This window comes from Streptomyces sp. NPDC090798 (assembly GCF_044768965.1).
In the GTDB taxonomy this organism is placed as follows: Bacteria; Actinomycetota; Actinomycetes; order Streptomycetales; family Streptomycetaceae; genus Streptomyces.
This window is the reverse complement of sequence record NZ_JBIVXA010000002.1, coordinates 579,221-597,128: the sequence shown is the minus strand read 5'-3', so window position 1 is coordinate 597,128 and position 17,908 is coordinate 579,221. Positions and strand designations below refer to the sequence as shown.

At 70.2% G+C, this 17,908-nt stretch carries 11 protein-coding genes; 3 read left to right on the top strand and 8 right to left on the bottom strand.

Features of this window, described 5'->3' with window-relative positions; genetic code table 11:
• Positions 1–45: 45 nt before the first annotated feature.
• The 6 genes from ACIQTP_RS06940 to ACIQTP_RS06915 all read right to left on the bottom strand — a co-directional run bounded on the left by ACIQTP_RS06940 (position 46) and on the right by ACIQTP_RS06915 (position 9,237).
• Positions 46–1,890 (bottom strand): LamG-like jellyroll fold domain-containing protein, encoded by a 1,845-nt coding sequence (locus ACIQTP_RS06940; protein WP_403397018.1) that lies wholly within the window; start codon positions 1,888–1,890, stop codon positions 46–48.
• A gap of 106 nt (positions 1,891–1,996) precedes the next feature.
• A complete protein-coding gene (locus tag ACIQTP_RS06935; protein WP_403397016.1) occupies positions 1,997–4,915 on the bottom strand; it encodes a glycoside hydrolase family 2 TIM barrel-domain containing protein in 2,919 nt (972 codons plus the stop codon).
• Positions 4,915–5,799, bottom strand: a complete 885-nt coding sequence (locus ACIQTP_RS06930; RefSeq protein ID WP_403397014.1) for a carbohydrate ABC transporter permease — start codon at positions 5,797–5,799, stop codon at positions 4,915–4,917. Before ACIQTP_RS06930 ends, ACIQTP_RS06935 begins: the two co-directional genes overlap by 1 nt.
• 12 nt (positions 5,800–5,811) lie before the next feature.
• The gene (locus ACIQTP_RS06925; protein WP_403397012.1) at positions 5,812–6,774 is read right to left on the bottom strand and encodes a carbohydrate ABC transporter permease; all 963 of its coding nucleotides are present in this window, start codon (positions 6,772–6,774) and stop codon (positions 5,812–5,814) included.
• On the bottom strand, positions 6,774–8,060 hold the full coding sequence (locus ACIQTP_RS06920) for an ABC transporter substrate-binding protein (RefSeq protein ID WP_403397010.1): 1,287 nt from the start codon (positions 8,058–8,060) through the stop codon (positions 6,774–6,776). Before ACIQTP_RS06920 ends, ACIQTP_RS06925 begins: the two co-directional genes overlap by 1 nt.
• 139 nt (positions 8,061–8,199) lie before the next feature.
• Positions 8,200–9,237, bottom strand: coding sequence for a carbohydrate kinase family protein (locus ACIQTP_RS06915; RefSeq protein ID WP_403397008.1), 1,038 nt, complete (start codon positions 9,235–9,237; stop codon positions 8,200–8,202).
• Between the two features lie 126 nt (positions 9,238–9,363).
• Between ACIQTP_RS06915 and ACIQTP_RS06910 the strand changes: the two genes are divergently transcribed.
• From ACIQTP_RS06910 to ACIQTP_RS06900, 3 genes are read left to right on the top strand one after another with little or no spacing between them, the layout of a single operon-like run.
• Positions 9,364–10,131 carry a DeoR/GlpR family DNA-binding transcription regulator gene (locus tag ACIQTP_RS06910; protein WP_402047590.1) on the top strand — a complete coding sequence of 256 codons (768 nt, stop codon included), beginning with the start codon at positions 9,364–9,366 and terminating at the stop codon, positions 10,129–10,131.
• A complete protein-coding gene (locus tag ACIQTP_RS06905) occupies positions 10,128–11,465 on the top strand; it encodes a 6-phospho-beta-glucosidase (protein ID WP_403397005.1) in 1,338 nt (445 codons plus the stop codon). The genes ACIQTP_RS06910 and ACIQTP_RS06905 overlap by 4 nt, the downstream gene beginning before the upstream one ends.
• A gap of 42 nt (positions 11,466–11,507) precedes the next feature.
• Positions 11,508–14,555 carry an alpha-mannosidase gene (locus tag ACIQTP_RS06900; RefSeq protein WP_403397003.1) on the top strand — a complete coding sequence of 1,016 codons (3,048 nt, stop codon included), beginning with the start codon at positions 11,508–11,510 and terminating at the stop codon, positions 14,553–14,555.
• A gap of 192 nt (positions 14,556–14,747) precedes the next feature.
• Here the strand turns inward: ACIQTP_RS06900 and ACIQTP_RS06895 are convergent, their stop codons facing one another.
• Both ACIQTP_RS06895 and ACIQTP_RS06890 read right to left on the bottom strand, forming a co-directional pair.
• Positions 14,748–16,448, bottom strand: coding sequence for a carbohydrate binding domain-containing protein (locus ACIQTP_RS06895; RefSeq protein ID WP_403397001.1), 1,701 nt, complete (start codon positions 16,446–16,448; stop codon positions 14,748–14,750).
• A gap of 155 nt (positions 16,449–16,603) precedes the next feature.
• The gene (locus tag ACIQTP_RS06890) at positions 16,604–17,779 is read right to left on the bottom strand and encodes an ATP-grasp domain-containing protein (protein ID WP_402047602.1); all 1,176 of its coding nucleotides are present in this window, start codon (positions 17,777–17,779) and stop codon (positions 16,604–16,606) included.
• Positions 17,780–17,908 lie beyond the last annotated feature (129 nt).

The following is a 17,908-nucleotide window of genomic DNA, read 5'->3' as shown; positions in this document are numbered from 1 at the left end:
CTCGGGGAGTCGGAAGTCTTCGGGGTCACCGGTGGCCGAGACGGCTCAGTGGTTCATGAACTGCGAGACGGGAAGTGCCCGTTCGACGATCCGTACGTCGCCGACCCGTCCGTGCAGGATCTGGTCGATCCTGCCCGCGTACTCGTAGCCGCCGAGCAGCCAGGGCAGCCCGAGCGAGGTGAGGCCGACGGCGACGGTGTGCGGGTTGCGGGCGACCGGGCAGCCCTGGACGTACATCGTGGTGTGCGAGCCGTCGTTGACGACGGCGACGTGCCACCACTGCTCGCGGCCCGTCTCGTCGCCCCAGTTGGTGACGATGCCCTGCTGGTTGAGCGGCCGGACGGCCCACTGCGGGCCGGGCCCGTCGGAGAGGGAGAGCGTGGCGAGCGGCTCGTCCGGGTCGTCGGCGGTCTTGCCCGCGCCACCGCCCGTGCCGGTACGGCTGATCAGCGAGGCCCAGGCGTTGCGCGAGGCGTCCCAGTCGGCGGGGAGCTGGTAGAAGGCCTCGATGGTGTAACCGCGCTTGAGGGTGGCCGAGTTGAGGGGCGCCCCGTCGACCGTGCGCAGATACGCGCCCGTCAGCGGGGGCTTGCCGCCCTGGAAGAAGAGGCTGCCGTGGCCCGGCTGATCGGGGTGGTGGGCCGAGGACCAGGTGAGGGCGCTGTCGCCGACCTTGACCACGGTCAGGTCGTTGCCCTGCCCGGACCGGTCGCGGATCGTTCCCTCGGCCGCCGTACGGTCCGCGTGCCCGTCGAAGCGCCAGTACGCGATCGTGCCCCGGACCAGCATCTCGGACACCGGCCGCGACGAGCGGGCGGGCACCGGCGCGAAGCCCGCGAAGCGGTCCTCGAAGTCGACGGCGACCGAGAACCGGTCGGCGTCACCGCTGAGTTCGATCTCCTGCCGCTCCAGCTCATTGAGCCCCTTGGCCGCGCGGCCCAGGATCCACGGCGAGACGGTCTCGACGTCGATGGTGTTGCGGTCCAGGTCGAAGCGGTAGAGGCGGATCATCGCCGCGCCGCCGTAGTAGCGGTTCTGATAGTTCGTCAGGTGGAGGTGGACGTCGTGCCCGGCCGCGTTGGTGCGGGTGGCGCGGGCGGCCGGCCAGTAGTGCCCGTTCAGGGTCAGGAAGATCTGGTCGTGGTCGTGGATGAGCTGGTCCCAGAGCTGCCGCCCGTACGAGGACAGGGTGTCGTCGTCCACGACCAGCTCGTGCGTGGTGAGGATGACCGGAGTCTTCGGGTGCTGGGCGATGACGTCCTTCGCCCACGCGTAACCCTGCGCCGACAGCCGCCAGTCCAGGGCGAGGACGAGCCACTCCATGCCCGCCGCCCGGAACAGGTGGAAGGTGTTGTAACCGTCCGACGAGGCGCCGCCGAAGGTGCGCTTGCTCCGGAAGCGCTGCGGGCCGAAGACGTCCAGGTAGGGGGTCGCGCCCCGCTGGTCGTTCGTGGACGACCTGATGTCGTGGTTGCCCGCGAGCACGCTGTAGCCGACGCCGCGCCGGTCGAGCAGCTCGAACGCCTTGCCCGCGGCCGTGAATTCGGCCTGGCCGCCGTTCTCCGTGATGTCGCCCAGGTGCGAGAGGAAGACGATGTTCTCGTCCTTCCCGTGGTCCAGGAGATAGCGCAGCGAGGCGTCGATCGGCGCGGGGTTGATGCTCGGCCCGTCGAAGAGGTACTGCGTGTCGGGCATGACGGCGAGCGTGAAGCGGCGGCTGTCGGTGTCGGGCCGCCAGTTCGCCTCAGGCGTCGCCGCCTGTGCCGTCACCGCGGGCAGGGCCACCGAGGTGGTGGCCGCCGCGCCGATCAGGGCCGTGGCCCGCAGGAAGTTGCGTCTGCCGGCGCCGGCCTGCCCGGCCTCCGTCGCCTGGTCATGCGAAGTACACACGTCTGCTCCATGAAGGTGCGAAAGGATCGGTGAGGAGTTCGAGTCAGGTCGAGCGTCGAGTCAGGTAGGACCGGTGGGACGCGGGACAGGCGCCGCCGCTTGCGGGTCAGAGCACGCGCAGCGTCCAGGACCAGCGGTGGGTGCCGGCCGGGACGAGACAGCCGGCCGAGGTGTCGGACCCGCACGAGGCCGTGCCCAGCCCCCGGTGCGCGGCGTCGAGGTGCACCACGCAGCCGGGCCGCGGCACCAGCTCGTCGTGATGGGTGGCGGCCGCCAGGTCCCCGGCCCGGTAGCGGGTCACGGTCACCTGGCGCGGTTCGTCGAGCGCGACCGCGAAGCCCGTGGCATCCGGCGCCGAGAGCGTGAAGCGGCGTACACCGTGCCGTCCGCCGCTCTCCTGCGGACGCAGATAGGGGGTGAACAACTCGTCCACGGGGAGGGAGTGGTGGCCCACCGGCGCGCCTGCGCTCCGGTCCGGGTAGGACTCCCAGGGGCCCTGCCCGTACCACTCCAGGACATCGAGCCCGGCGACCGTCTCGAAGACCGAACCCACCCGCGGTACGTCGTCGAGCGCGGCCGGCAGCTGAGCCGTCTCCTCGATCCGCACCCCGCCCTCGACACGGGTGAACACCTGCTCGTGACGTACGGCGCCCGCCGGGGTCGCGTACTCGGCGACCACGGTGACGGTTGCGCCCTCGCGGCGCACGTCGACGAGCTTGCGCTCCAGCGTGTCGAGCCCCCAGGCCCGCCAGCGCACCGCCATACCGCCGAGCTCGTCGTTGTCGGTCGGTGTCCGCCACAGCGACAGCACGGGGGCCGCGGTGAGCAGCGGATGGACGAGCAGCCCGTCCTCGTCGACCTCGACGGGGGAGCCCGGCAGCGCGACCAAGCCCACGGGGGTGGCCGCCCTGAGCCGCACCTGCGGCACACACACCTCCGTGCCGCGCGGTGCCCACGCCTCCTCGTCCGCCGTGGTCACCCGCAGCGTCAGCCAGGCCTCGCCGCCGTCTCGAGGCAGCGTGAAGGGCACCGGCACGGTCACTGATTCGCCCGCCCGTACGTCGGGGAGCTCGGCCGCGGCCGTCAGCGTGCCGCCCTCCGCGAGCGACAGCTCCCATTCGGCGGTCAGCCACTCAAGGCCCCGGAAGTGCTGGTGGTTGGTGAGCCGCAGCTCGCCCCCGATGTACGCGAGGCGCACCGGCGCCGCGATCTCCCGGTGCTCGTACATCACCGGCTTGGGCGTGCGGTCGGGGAAGACGACCCCGTCGGCGATGAAGGCGCCGTCGTGGACCGCCTCGCCGAAGTCGCCACCGTAGGCCCAGCGGTGGCCCGGCGCGGTGACACCGTTGTCATACAGCCCGGCGCCACCGCGCCCGGCCGGTCTTCCGTCGTTCACGCGTTGAAGAATGCCGTGGTCCCAGAACTCCCAGATGAAACCGCCCTGAAGACCTGGGGTTGACTCGATGGCGGCCCAGTGGTCGGCCAGCGTGCCGTTGCTGTTGCCCATGGCGTGCGAGTACTCGCACTGGATGAGCGGCTTGGTCTGCTCCCCGGAGAGGGCGTGCGCGACACAGTCCTCGAGCGGCGCGTACATGGGGCAGGCGATGTCGGAGGCGACCTTCGGGTCGGCCCAGCCGAGCTTCGCCGCGCCCTCGTACTGGAGGGGCCGGGACGGGTCGTGGCGGCGCACCCAGCCGGCGGCGGCGTCGTGGCCCGCGCCGTAGTCGGACTCGTTGCCCAGCGACCAGATGATCACCGAGGGGTGGTTCTTGTCGCGCAGGACCATACGGGAGGCGCGGTCCACGAAGGCGCCGAGGTAGCGGGGGTCGTCGGCGATCTCGTGCGCGTGGTCGTGCGCCTCGATGTTCGCCTCGTCCACGACGTAGAAGCCGAGCTCGTCCGCGAGGTCGAGCAGGGTCGGGTCGTTCGGGTAGTGGGCGGTGCGGATCGCGTTGAACCCGAAGCGCTTCAGCGTCACCAGATCGGCGCGCATGTCGTCGTACGACACCGTCCGGCCCGTCAGCGGGTGGAAGTCGTGCCGGTTGACGCCCCGGATGTACACCCGCTCGCCGTTGAGGAGCAGGTCCCGGCCGCGGATGGCGACCTCGCGGAAGCCCACGCGGTGGTGCGAGGTGTCGGCGACCGAGCCGTCGGCGCGGTGCAGCCGTACGGTCAGGTCGTACAGCTCGGGCGTCTCCGCGGTCCAGGCGCGGACGCCCTCGACGACGGTGGTCAGACGGGCCTCGCCGAGGAAGTCGGAGACCCGGCCGTCCTCCTCCTTGAACCGCTCGTACTCGGCGTCCTGGGGGAGCAGCCGGCCGTCCAGCTCCCCGGTGACGTACCAGCCCTCCGGCAGCGCGCCCCCGGCGTCCCGCACCTGGCAGTCCACCCGCAGCCCGCCGTCGCACCGCGCCCGTACGGTCACGTCGGCCAGCCGCAGCGGATCGGTCGCGTACAGCAGCACCGAGCGGGTGATCCCGGCGTGCCACCACTGGTCCTGGTCCTCGAGGTGCGAGGCGTCCGACCACTTGACGACGGTGAGCCGCAGCGAGGCTCGCTCTCCGGGGCGCACGACGTCGGAGAGGTCGAACTCGGCCGCGAGGTGCGAGTCCTTGGAGACGCCGACCGGCCGCCCGTCCACATGGACCAGCAGCACGCTCTCGGCGGCGCCGACCTGGAGCACGATCCGGCGGCCGGCCCACTCGGCGGGGACGTCCACCTCACGCTCGTACACGCCCGTCGGATTCGCGTCCGGCGACGTGGGCGGGAACTCGCCCCAGGGCATCGAGAAGTTGGTGTACTGCGGCAGGTCGTCGGTGTCCTGGGTGGTCCAGGAGCCGGGCACCTGGAGCGAGGACCAGGCGAGACCGGGGGCCGAGGTGGGCGTGGGCAGCAGCTGGAAGCGCCAGGAGCCGTCCAGCGACAGGGCACCGGCCCGGCGGTCGACGGCGTTCATGGGCAACCGCCCCCAGGAGGTCACCTCAGGTGCTTCCCAGGGGCGGAGCGCGAGCAGCGGGTCCGTCATCAGCGGATGGCCCCCTTGCCGAGATCCGCGATGATCTGCTTGGCACCGATCGCGAAGACGATCAGCAGCGGGATGAGGGCGAGAAGTGCGCCGGTCATGACCATTCCGTAGTCGGTGGTGCCGTGGACACCGTTCAGCTGGGAGAGCGCGACCTGGAGGGTCACGTTGTCCGGGTTGGTGAGGGCGATCAGCGGCCAGGCGTAGTCGTTCCACTGGCCCATGAAGGTGAAGATGCCGAGGAAGGCGAGGCCCGGGCGGACCACTGGGAGCGCCACGTGCCAGTACTGGCGCAGGAAGCCCGCCCCGTCCAGCTTGGAGGCGTCGATCAGCTCGTCGTGGATCGCGCTCTTCATGTACTGGCGCATCCAGAAGATGCCGAACGCGTTGGCCGCCGCCGGGACGATCAGCGCGGTCATCGAGCCGATCCAGCCCAGCTTCGCCATGATCACGAACTGCGGGATCGCCTGGAGCTGCGCCGGGACCATGAAGATCGCCATCATCAGCGCGAACAGCACCCGGCGGCCCGGGAACTGGAACTTGGCGAACACGAACGCGGCCAGCGAGTCGAAGAACAGGACCAGGGCGGTCACCGAGCACGCGACCAGCAGCGAGTTGAACATCGACCCGAAGAAGTCGACGTTGTCGAAGAGGTGGCGGACGTTCTCGAGGAAGTGCGTACCGGGCAGCAGCTTCGGCGGGTAGGAGAAGATCTCCGTCGACGAGTGCGTCGACATGATCACGGCCCAGTAGAACGGGAAGACCGAGAGCAGCAGACCGGTGATCAGGGAGAGGTGGAGGGCGATGCCCCGGCGCCGTGACCCCTTGATGGCCGACGTGCGCCCCGCCCCGTTCATGGAGGCCGATGAACCCTTGAGGATTGCCATGGTGGGGCCTCCCTAGTCTTCGCCCCGGCGCTGCACCAGCCGCCAGTTGATGATCGAGAAGATGATGACGACGAGGAAGATGCCCCAGGCCACGGCGGCGCCGTAACCGAAGTCGTTGTTGTCGAAGGTCTGCTGGAAGAAGTAGAGGACCATGGTCTGGCCGGAGTGGCCGGGGCCGCCCGCGAACGACGAGTTGTTGTCCGTGGTCTGCAGCAGCACCTGCGGTTCGGAGAAGGTCTGCAGGCCCGTGACCGTCGAGATGATGAGCACGAACAGCAGCACCGGGCGCATCAGTGGCAGAGTGATCCGGATGAAGGTCTGGACGGGCCCGGCGCCGTCCATCCGCGCCGCCTCGTACAGCTCGCCCGGGATCGTCTGAAGCCCCGCGAGGAAGATGATCGCGTTGTAGCCGGTCCACTGCCAGGTCATCAGCATGGCGATGGCGACCTTGATGCCCCACGGAGTGTTCAGCCATGCCACCTGGTCAAGGCCGACCGCCTGGAGGAAGGCGTTCGCCAGACCGAAGTTGGTGGAGAAGACCGAGCCGAAGATGATCGCGACCGCGACGATCGAGGTGACGTTCGGCAGGAAGTAGGCGAAGCGGTAGAGGTTCTTGAAGCGGACGGCCGAGTTGAGCAGCACGGCCGTGACCATCGCCAGGAAGATCATCGGGAAGGTGGCCAGCGCCCAGATGATGATCGTGTTCCCGATCGAGGTCCAGAACTGGGTGTCCGACAGCAGATAGCGGTACTGCGAGAGCCCCGCGAACTCCATCGAGCCGAGGCCGTCCCAGCGGTGGAACGACAGATAGAGGGAGAAGCCGACCGGGATCAGACCGAAGGCGAGGAACAACAGATAGAAGGGGGAGATCGCGGCGTACAGCCGCCAGTAGCTGAGGACGCCCCTCTTGGGATGGGTGACGGGGGTCCCGGCGAGGGCCGCGGCGGGCGTGTCGACCACGGGTGCGGTAGCCATCAGTAACTCACCCCCAGGTGGTCCGCGATGCGCCGGCACTTGCTCATGGCGTCCCTCCAGGCGTTGTCCGGGTCCTTGCCGAGGACGGAGAAGTTCCGCAGCTCGTCGTTGATCGGGGTGCTCAGCGCGATGTCGTACGGGCTGTTGAACGCGATCGGGATGTTCTGCGCCGCCGGACCGAAGACGTCCATGGTGACCTGGTCGCCGAAGAAGGCGTCGGGTTCGCGCAGTTTCCTCATCGCGTATGACGCCGGGGTGGAGGGGAAGAGCACCGAGTCGACGAACCCCTGGGCCTGGTTGCCCGCGTCGAGCATCCAGGTGATCATCTCGAAGGCCTTCTCGGGCTCCCGGCACGCCTTGGTGATCGCGAGGAACGAGCCGCCGATGTTCGAGGGACCGCCCGGACAGGCGGCCACCCGCCACTTGCCCTTGGTCTTCGGCACGTTGAGCTTGATGTCACCGGCCGCCCAGGAGGCGTTCAGCTGGCTGGGCAGCAGACCCCGCTCGGTGGCGGATGTGTTGTCCGGTGTGCCGTTGATGATCTTCGATACCAGTCCGCGACGGGTGGCCTCGACGGAACGGTCCCAGGCGGTGCGCACATGCTCCTGGTCGCCGATGAAGTGCCGGTCCTTGTCGACGAAGCGCTTGGTCGTCTGGTTGACCGAGATGCCGAAGACGCTGAGGGCGTCGGTCAGGATGAACGTGCCGGGGAGGCGCTTCTTCAGCTGCTCGCCGGCCGCGAAGAACTGGTCCCAGGTGGACAGCTCCCTGGAGACGTCCTCGGGCTCGTACGCCAGCCCGGCCTTCTGGAAGACGGCGGGCTGGTAGTAGTGCGCGACCGGACCGCAGTCGATCGGGAAGCCCACCATCGAACCGTCCGGGGCGATGCCCTGGTCCCACTTCCAGGGCAGGTACTGGTCCTTGAGCTTCTCGGCGCCGAGCGTGCGCAGGTCCACGAACTGGTCGGAGTTGGGCAGATACGAGGCCATGTCCTCGCCCTTGAGCCCGGCGATGTCCGGTATGTGGGCCCGTCCGGTCATCGTGGTCATGAGCTTCGAGCGGTAGTAGCCGCCGATCTGGATGGCCTGCAGGTTCACCGCGCTGTCGTAGCGGGTCTTGGCGTCCTGGACGACCTTCGGGCTCAGCCCGCCGCTCCAGTACCACAGGACCATGTTGCGCCCGGTCGAGCCGGTCGGAACGCCGCAGCCGGTCGCCAGGCCGCCCAGTGCCGTGGCGGCCGTACCGGCCAGGCCGGCGCGCAGCAGGCCCCTTCGTGAGAGCCGCACAGCTCCCACCGCCTTTCGGATCTTTTCGGTCTTCGCGTACGTGGGGTCGTGCAAGGGGTCGTGCGTGGGGTGTTTCGCGTTGCGATGCGTGGGGTCGTGCGTGTCATGGGGGAGGTAGTACGGGGTGTTGCGCGTGGGGTCATCGGGGTGCGCCCGGCCGACGCGTGGCGTCGGGCGGGGTCACGGGGGCGGGACGGACGGGCGGGCCCGGGTCCGCCGGGACGCGGTCGGCCAGGAAGCCGTACGCACGCCGCAGTTCACGGTCTTCGAGCGACTGCCACCAGCGGTGGACGCCGTACCAGCCGGGCGCGGCAAGCGCACCGCCGTGCCGCTGCACGGACAGGCCCGCGGCCAGTACCGCGAAGCGCAGCCGTTCCTCCAGCGGCCAGCCGCCGAGCGAGGCCGCGACGAAGCTCGCGCCGAAGACGTCTCCGGCGCCCGTCGCGTCCAGGACGTCGACGGGGAGGGCCGGCACCTCCGCGTACTCGCCCGTCGTCTGGTCCACCGCGACCGCGCCTTCGCCGCCCCGGGTGATCACGGCGACCGGCACCAAATCGGTCAGCGTGCCCAGGGCCGCGACCGCGCTCTCGGTGCGCGTGTACGCCATCGCCTCCGTCTCGTTCGGGAGGAAGGCGTGGCACAGGGAGAGCTGGTCGAGGAGGTCGCGGGACCACTGTTGTGTGGGGTCCCAGCCGACGTCCGCGTAGATCTGCGTGCCGGCCGCGGCGGCCTTGGCGAGCCAGGCGCGCGGTTCTGCTTCGATGTGCACGAGGGCGGTGCGCGCCTCGGGCGGGTCGCCCATCAACTCGTCCTGCGAGTAGGGCGGTTGCCGGCCGTGGGTGACCAGGGCCCGGTCGTCGCCGTGGGCCAGCGAGACGGTGACGGGAGTGTGCCAGCCGTCCGCGGTGCGGGACAGGGAGAGGTCGATGCCCTCCTGGTCGGCGAGGACCTCACGGCAGTACGCGCCGTAGTGGTCGTCGCCGAAGACCGTGGCCAGGGAGGTGCGCAGGCCGAAGCGCGAGGCCGCGACCGCCAGGTTGGCGATGCCGCCGGGGCTCACGCCCATGCCCTCGGTCCAGATCTCCTCGCCGGCCGTCGGCGGCTTCCCCAGTCCGGTGAGGACGAGGTCGTAGAAGAGCAGCCCGGTCAGCAGCACATCGGGCCGTTCGTCACCCACGAGCGCATCCTCTCGTCAAAACTCTGCAAGCGGTGCACAGGATCGTGCGCGCCTCTGGCTAATTTGGCAAGAGTCGAGCAGAACTGAGCATAGAAATGATTGGGAATGACGAGTACTGTTCACGGGGTGCTGGCAGAGCGACGACATCAACTCATCCTGCGGGCCCTGCGCTCCGGCGGCCCCGCAGCCGTGACCGATCTCTCCGAACAGCTGGGCGTGAGCCCCGCCACGGTCCGCCGTGACCTGCTGAAACTGGAGGAGGAAGGCCTGCTCACGCGGGTGCACGGCGGGGCGGTCGTGGAGGAGGGCGACCAGCCCTTCGCCGAGGTCGCCGAGGTCCGTGTGGCCGAGAAGGACGTGATCGCGGCGCGCGCCGCCTCGATGGTCCAGGACGGCCAGTCCGTCCTGCTGGACATCGGCACCACCGCCTACCGGCTGGCCCGGCAGCTGCACGGCCGCCGGATCACCGTGATCACCAGCAACCTGGTGGTGTACGAGGAACTGGTGGACGACGAGGACATAGAGCTGGTGCTGCTCGGCGGAATGGTCCGCCGTGAGTACCGCTCCCTGGTCGGCTTCCTCACCGAGGACAACCTGCGACAACTGCACGCCGACTGGCTGTTCCTCGGCACCAGCGGGGTACGGCCCGGCGGGCAGGTGATGGACACCACCGTCGTCGAGGTGCCGGTCAAGCGGGCCATGATCAAGGCGGGCGACAAGGTCGTCCTGCTCGCCGACCGCGCGAAGTTCCCGGGTACGGGGATGGCGCGGGTCTGCGGCCCCGAGGAGCTGGACGTGGTGGTGACGAACGGCCCGCTGGACCCGGCGACGCGGTCTTCGCTGGAAGAAGCGGGCGTGCAAGTGGTCGTGACGGGAAAGGCGGAAACGGCGTGAAGCTGACGATTCTGGGTGGCGGCGGATTCCGGGTGCCGCTCGTGTACGGGGCCCTTCTCGGGGACCGCGCCGAGGGCCGCGTCACCCATGTCGTGCTGCACGACGTGGACGCCGGACGCCTCACGGCCGTCGCCCGGGTGCTGGCCGAGCAGGCGAAGGACCTGCCGGACGCCCCCGAGGTGTCCTTCACCACCGACCTCGACGACGCCCTGCGCGGTGCCGACTTCATCTTCTCCGCGATCCGCGTCGGTGGCCTGCAGGGACGTGCCGACGACGAGCGGGTGGCACTCGCGGAGGGCGTCCTCGGTCAGGAGACGGTCGGCGCCGGCGGTATCGCGTACGGCCTGCGCACGGTTCCCGTGGCCGTCGACATCGCCCGGCGGGTGGCCCGGCTCGCCCCCGACGCCTGGGTCATCAACTTCACCAACCCGGCCGGACTGGTCACCGAGGCCATGTCCCGCCACCTCGGCGACCGCGTCATCGGCATCTGCGACTCGCCGGTCGGCCTCGGCCGCCGCATCGCCACCGTCCTGGGCGCCAACCCCCGCGAGGCCTGGATCGACTACGTCGGCCTCAACCACCTCGGCTGGGTACGGGGGCTGCGCGTCGCGGGCCGCGACGAACTGCCGCGGCTGCTCGCCGACCCCGAACTGCTCGGCTCCTTCGAGGAGGGCAAGCTCTTCGGCGTCGAGTGGCTGCAGTCCCTGGGCGCCGTCCCGAACGAATACCTGCACTACTACTACTTCAACCGGGAGGCCGTCCGGGCCTACCAGCAGGCGGAGAGGACCCGCGGCGCGTTCCTGCGCGACCAGCAGGAACAGTTCTACGCCGAGATGAAGCGCCCGGACACCGCCGCGCTGAGTGCCTGGGACCGTACGCGGGCCGAGCGCGAAGCCACCTACATGGCGGAGAACCGGGATGCGGCGGGCGCCGGCGAACGCGACGCCGACGACCTCTCCGGCGGCTACGAGAAGGTGGCGCTCGCCCTGATGCGGGCCATCGCCCGCGACGAGCGCACCACGCTCATCCTCAACGTCCGCAACCGCGGCACGCTGGGCGTGCTCGACACGGAGGCCGTCATCGAGGTGCCCTGCCTCGTCGACGCCAACGGCGCCCACCCGGTCGCCGTCGACCCGCTGCCCGACCACGCCAGCGGACTGGTCTGCGCGGTCAAGGCGGTGGAGCGCGAGGTCCTGTCCGCCGCCGAGTCCGGCTCGCGCGCGACCGCCGTCAAGGCCTTCGCCCTGCACCCGCTCGTCGACTCCGTGAACGTGGCCCGTCGTCTGGTCGAGGGGTACGCGTCGGTCCATCCGGGCCTGGCGTACCTTGAGTAAGCGCTTTCCCCCTTTCTTGGCTTCTTGGCTCCTGGAGACCTCATGCACGACGAACGCCGCCGGATCGAGGAGCGCGTCGCACGCGTCCACGACCAGCGCATCAAGCCCGCGATCTACGCCGCCTCGGTGCCCTTCGAGGTCGAGGCCTGGCAGGCTCCCGGCGAGCCGGTCCCCTTCGAGGAGGCCGCCGCGGCGCCGTACAAGCCCTTCGCGATGGACACCCCCTGGGGTCCGCCGTGGGGCACCACCTGGTTCCGGATGCGCGGGTCGGTCCCCGCGGACTGGGCGGGCAAGCGCGTCGAGGCCGTCTTCGACCTCGGCTTCGTGGGCGACTGGCCCGGCAACCAGGCCGAGGCGCTCGTCCACCTCCCGGACGGGGTCCCGCTGAAGGCGGTCAACCCACAGAACCAGTACGTGCCGATCGCGCACCCGGCCACGGGCGGCGAGGAGATCCACTACCTGGTCGAGGCGGCCTCCAACCCCGACATCCTGGCGAACGACTTCGCGGGCCCGACCCCGCTCGGCGACCGCCTCACCGCCGGCGACAAGCCCCTCTACACCTTCAAGCGCGCCGACATCGCCGTCCTCGACGAGAACGTCTGGCACCTCGACCTCGACGTCCAGGTGCTGCGCGAACTCATGCTGGAGCTGAGCGAGCTCGACCCGCGCCGGCACGAGATCATGATCGCGCTGGACCAGGCGATGGACGCCCTCGACCTGGACGACATCTCCGGGACGGCCGCCGCCGCCCGCGCGGTGCTGGCCCCCACCCTGGCCAAGCCCGCCCACGCCAGCGCCCACACCCTCTCCGCCGCGGGGCACGCGCACATCGACTCCGCCTGGCTGTGGCCGATCCGCGAGACCAAGCGCAAGACCTCCCGCACCTTCTCGAACGTCACCGCGCTCGCCGAGGAGTACGAGGAGCTGGTCTTCGCCTGCTCGCAGGCCCAGCAGTACGAGTGGGTGCGCGACAACTACCCGCACGTGTGGGAGCGCATCAAGAAGGCGGTCGCCGACGGGAACTGGGCGCCGGTCGGTGGCATGTGGGTGGAGGCCGACGGCAACCTGCCCGGCGGCGAGGCGCTGGCCCGCCAGCTCATCCACGGCAAGCGGTTCTTCATCGAGCACTTCGGCATCGAGACCAAGGGCGTCTGGCTGCCGGACTCCTTCGGCTACAACGCGGCCTACCCGCAGCTCGCCAAGCTCGCCGGCAACGACTGGTTCCTGACCCAGAAGCTCTCCTGGAACCAGACCAACAAGCTGCCCCACCACAGCTTCTGGTGGGAGGGCCTCGACGGCACCCGCATCTTCACGCACTTCCCGCCCGTCGACACCTACAACGCCGAGTTCTCCGGCAAGGAGATGGCGCACGCCGTCCGCAACTACCAGGACAAGGGCCGCGGTACGACGTCCCTGGCGCCCTTCGGTCACGGTGACGGCGGTGGCGGCCCCACCCGCGAGATGATGGAGCGCGCCCGGCGGCTGGCGAGCCTGGAGGGCTCGGCGAAGGTCCGGGTCGAGCACCCGGACGCCTTCTTCGCCACCGCCCGCGAGGAGATCCCGGGGGACCAGGTCTGGTCCGGTGAGCTGTACCTGGAGCTGCACCGCGCCACCTACACCTCGCAGGCCCGCACCAAGCAGGGCAACCGGCGCAGCGAACACCGCATGCGCGAGGCCGAGTTGTGGGCGACAACCGCCGCACTGAACGCCCCGGGCTACTCCTACCCGTACGAGAAGCTCGACCGGCTCTGGAAGACGGTCCTGCTCCACCAGTTCCACGACATCCTGCCCGGCTCGTCCATCGCCTGGGTGCACCGGGAGGCCGAGGCGGAGTACGCGCGGGTGGCGAAGGAGGTCGAGGCGATCACGGCCGAGGCCGTGGCCGCGCTGGGCACGGGCGAGACCCGGGTGTTCAACACCAGCCCGGTCGACCGCGCCGAGGTGGTCCGCACCTCCGTCGGCATCCCGATGTACGCCGAAGTCCCGGCCGGCGGAAGCGCGTTGCTGGGCGCGGCAGAGCCCCCGCGGCCGGTGACCGTCGAAGGCCGCGTCCTCGACAACGGTCTGGTCCGCGTCGAGCTGGCCGAGGACGGCACGCTGGCCTCCGTACGCGACCTGACGGCCGGCCGTGAGGTCCTCGCCGACAAGGGAAACCTGCTTCGTCTGCACAGTGACCTCCCGAACTACTGGGACGCCTGGGACATCGACAAGCACTACAAGAACCGCTACACCGACCTGCTCGACGCCGAGTCCGTCACGGTCGTCGAGGACGGCCCGCTGCTCGGCGCGCTGAAGGTGGAGCGCGCCTTCGGCAAGGGCTCCCGGATCGTGCAGACGATCACCGTGCGGGCCGGCAGCCGCCGGATCGACGTCGAGACCGAGATCGACTGGCACGAGGCGGAGAAGATCCTCAAGGCGGCCTTCCCGGTGGACATCCGGGCCCCGCACTCCTGCGCGGAGATCCAGTTCGGCCATGTCCAGCGGCCCACCCACACCAACACCAGCTGGGAGTCGGCCCGCTTCGAGGTCTACGGCCACCGCTGGGTGCACATCGCCGAGCCCGGCTACGGCGTCGCGGTCATCAACGACTCGACGTACGGCCACGACGTCTCCCGTACCGTTCGCGAGGACGGCGGTACGACCACGACCGTACGCCTGTCCCTCGTGCGCGCCCCGCGGGTGCCGGACCCCGAGGCCGACCAGGGCAAGCACCGCTTCACCTACGCGCTGCTGCCGGGGGCGAGCATCGAGGACGCGATCGCCGAGGGCTACGCGCTGAACCTGCCGCTGCGGGTGGCGGATTCGGCCGGTCCGGCCGAGCCCGTGGTCTCCGTGGACGGGGAGGGCGTGACCATCGAGGCGGTCAAGCTCGCCGACGACGCCTCGGGCGATGTCGTCGTACGCCTCTACGAGTCCCGCGGAGGTCGCGGCACCGGCACCCTGCGCACCGGCTTCCCGCTCGCGGGGGCCCAGGTGACCGACCTCCTGGAGCGCCCGCTGACCACGGCCGACACGGAGGGGAACGCGGTTGCGGTCGCGCTGCGCCCCTTCGAGGTGCGGACGCTGCGGCTGGCGGTGGCGAAGGCGTGAGCCTGCTTTCCCGGGGGAAGTGACCAGGCTTTTCCCGGGGAAGTGACCGTACTTCCCATGAGGAAGGACCGCGGTGGCCTCCGTCCCCGGCTCGGGGACCGGAGCGACACCATCGGGTCGGGCCGTGTCCAGCCCGCGCGGGCGTGGGGGCATCCGACCGTCTGACGGCCGGATACCCCCACGCCGGGAGTGTCAGCCGGTGAACCCGGCCGTGATGGAGGTGAACTGCCAGTTGTTCTGGCTGATGCCGGAGCAGTTGCTCACCACGCCGCCGCCGGGGCAGGGCCGGTCACGGTTGACCGCCCAGTAGGCGAGACGGGCGATGTGGTGCGAGTTCGCCCAGTCACGGATCGAGGTCCAGATCGCCGGGGTGGTGTTCTCCTGCTGGTCGGACAGACCGTTCATGCCGGAGATGCCGATGTGGGAGTAGGCCGTGGCGTCGTCCCAGCCGAAGGTGGACTTCAGCTTGGCCTTCAGGCCCTCGGCGGCATTGACGGTGTTGCCGTACATGTCGGAGCCGCCGCCGAAGTCGAACGGCATGATCGTGAAGACGTCGATGCCCGCGTTCAGCGACTGCGCCTGCTCGATGAGCCGGTTGCCGTAGTAGGTCGGGCCCGTTGTCGAGGTGCCGAAGGTGACGATCGTCCTCAGGCCCGGGTTGTTGGCCTTGACGGTCTTCAGCGCGGTCAGGATCTTGGCCTGGACGGCCTCGTTCTCGAACTCGTCCGTGTTCTCGATGTCCATGTCGATCGCCTTGAGGCCGTAGGCGTCGATGACCTTCTGGAGCGCACCGGCGAGCGCGCTCGCCGAGGAGCAGTTGGCCCCGAGCTTGCTGCCCTGCCAGCCGCCGAACGACGGGACGACGTCACCGCCGGCGGAGCGGATCTGGTTGATGACGGTCTGGTCGTTGCCGCCGGTCAGTGCCCGGCTGCCGTCCCAGGCGGGGTTGCAGCCGCCCGAGTCCAGCACGAACGCCATCGTGAACCACTTGACGCCGGTCGAGCTCATCACCGAGGTCGCGCTCGGCGGATCGCCCCAGCCGAGGTAGAGGTAGGGCGCCGCCTGCTTGAAGCCGGTGCCGCCGCCACCGCCGGCGTTCGTGGTCACGGACACGGAGTTGGAGGCCCCGGAGGTGTTCCCGGCCGCGTCCCGCGCCTTCACCGTGAACGTGTAGGCGGTGCTCGACGCGAGACCGCTGACCGTCGCGCTCGTCCCCGACACGCTCAGCACCTGGTTCGAGCCGCTGTAGATGTCGTACGCGGTGACGCCCACGTTGTCGCTCGACGCGCCCCACGACAGGGACACGCTGGAGGAGGTCTTGCCGGTGGAGGTCAGGTTCGTCGGCGCGGTCGGCGCCTGGGTGTCGGAGCCGCCTCCGCCGCCGCCCGGACCGTCCAGGCTGATGTCGTCGGCGTAGTAGGTGCCCTGCGCGTACCAGCCGTGGACGTAGATCTTGGCACTGGTCTGCGAGGCGCCGGTCGTGAAGGAGACGCTGAGCTGGCTGTACGCCGACGGGGACGTCGTCCACGTCGAGGCACCGCCGTCCACGCCCAGGTAGACGTAACTGCCGCGCACCCAGCCCGAGAGGCTGTACGTGGTGTTCGGCTGGACCGAGACGGTCTGGCCGCACTGGGCGGTGTCACTCGAACTCACCGCCCCGGCCAGGGCCTTGGAGCCGCCGTGCACGGGGCTGGAGACGACCGAGCCGAGGTTCCCGGTGCAGGACCAGGGGGAGAGGCCGCCCGACTCGAAGCCGGGGTTGGACAGGATGTTGGCCGCCTGGGCCGTGGTGGGCAGCGCGACCGCCCCGGCCAGCGCCAGGGCGGCGGTGCCGAGCAGCGCGAGGACGCGATGTCTGGAACGCCTGAGATCTGTTCTGAGGTTGATGCGCACGCGATCTCCCTTGAGGCATGGGGGTGTTCGGGAGTGCTTCGGGAGTGCTGAGAGGTGCGCAACCAAGTTGGTATGGACCAATCCTGCTGTCAAGGCGTTGCGCGGAATTGGTCCAGACCGGTGAGGGGAGAAGAGTGGGGACGGGGGCGGAGGGCTCAGGCGGGGGCGATGGCGGCCGTGGTCGCGTTGGAGGCCTTGGACGCATGGGCGGGCGCGGGCTCCGGCGCCGCGGCCTCCGTGGCGGGGGCCGGGGCGGGCACGGCGGGCAGGGTGGACGCGGGCGCGTCGGTGCGCTGGTGCGGGAGCGAGACCGGACGCACCGGACGGGGGCCCGCGAGTACGGTGTAGTCCTGCCCGAGCAGCGGCGGCACCATCTCGCCCGTCTCCTCGCCGAGCGCCAACTGCACAGCCGCCCAAGGGGCGTTGATGCCGCACTGCGAGAGCTGGTGCAGACCGCCCGCCGGGCGGGTGTTGACGTCCATGAGAACAGGGTCGTCACCGAGCATCCGGAACTGAATGTTCGTCAGATAATGCAGTCCGAACGCCTCCGCGAGCAGCCGCGCGGGCTCGATGAACGAAGGGTGCAGCGTGAAACCGCGACGCCGCCCGTTCTTGGTGCGGCCCACCGCCATACGGACCCGGCCGTCCGGCGCCGTGAGGCAGTCGACGGACACCTCCGGCTGCCCCAGGAGCGGCATGACCAGCCAGTCGACGGGCTCGTCCGCCGACCGCAGTGCCTCCACGACCAGGTCGAGCGGCACGTACGGGCTCGGAAATCCATTGAGGTGCGAGAGCGAGAAGGGGGCGCGCGTGATGACGCGGAAGCCCACTCCGCCCGCCCCGGCCGCCGGCTTGAAGCAGGCCTTGTGGCCCTCGGCCTCCAGCGTCTCGACCGCGGCGACCAACTCCTCCTCGGTGCGCACCCGCCACCACGGCGGTACCGGCACGCCCACCGCCTGCACCGCCTGGTACGCGGTGGCCTTGTCCTGGAAGACGGCCACGGCCTCGGAGGGCGGTGCCAGCAGGGCCGTACCGAGCGCCGCGAACTCGGCGCGGTGCGCCACGATCGCCGCCTGCTGCAGGACCGGCACGAACACGTCGATGGAGTGGCGCGCGCACTGGTCGAGGGCGTACTCGACGTAGGCGGCGGGGGAGAGGCCCTCCGGCTCCATGGCGGCGGTGTCGGCGGCGGCCAGCACGGGGGAGTCGGGATCGCCGTGGGTGGCGTGGATCTCGACCGGGCGGAGCTGCGGATTACTTCGCAGCTGGTCCATGAAGAACACGTTCTCCGCGTACGTGCGGTTGAGCCAGACGCGTACGCGAGAACCCATGCAGGCCGCCTTTCAGGGTTCCGGGCACGGCGGAGCAGGCCGTGCCCGGCCAGGGGAGAGGGAGGAACAGCAAACCGCCATACGCCGAGAAGGGTTCGTGGCGGTTGTGTTGGGGCGATCATAAGGGGC

Coding starts and splice junctions, on each gene's coding strand:
- ACIQTP_RS06900 (WP_403397003.1), top strand. CDS start 11,508: ATGCACGACGAACGCCGCCGGATCGAGGAGCGCGTCGCACGCGTCCAC.
- ACIQTP_RS06925 (WP_403397012.1), bottom strand. CDS start 6,774: ATGGCTACCGCACCCGTGGTCGACACGCCCGCCGCGGCCCTCGCCGGG.
- ACIQTP_RS06930 (WP_403397014.1), bottom strand. CDS start 5,799: ATGGCAATCCTCAAGGGTTCATCGGCCTCCATGAACGGGGCGGGGCGC.
- ACIQTP_RS06890 (WP_402047602.1), bottom strand. CDS start 17,779: ATGGGTTCTCGCGTACGCGTCTGGCTCAACCGCACGTACGCGGAGAAC.
- ACIQTP_RS06935 (WP_403397016.1), bottom strand. CDS start 4,915: ATGACGGACCCGCTGCTCGCGCTCCGCCCCTGGGAAGCACCTGAGGTG.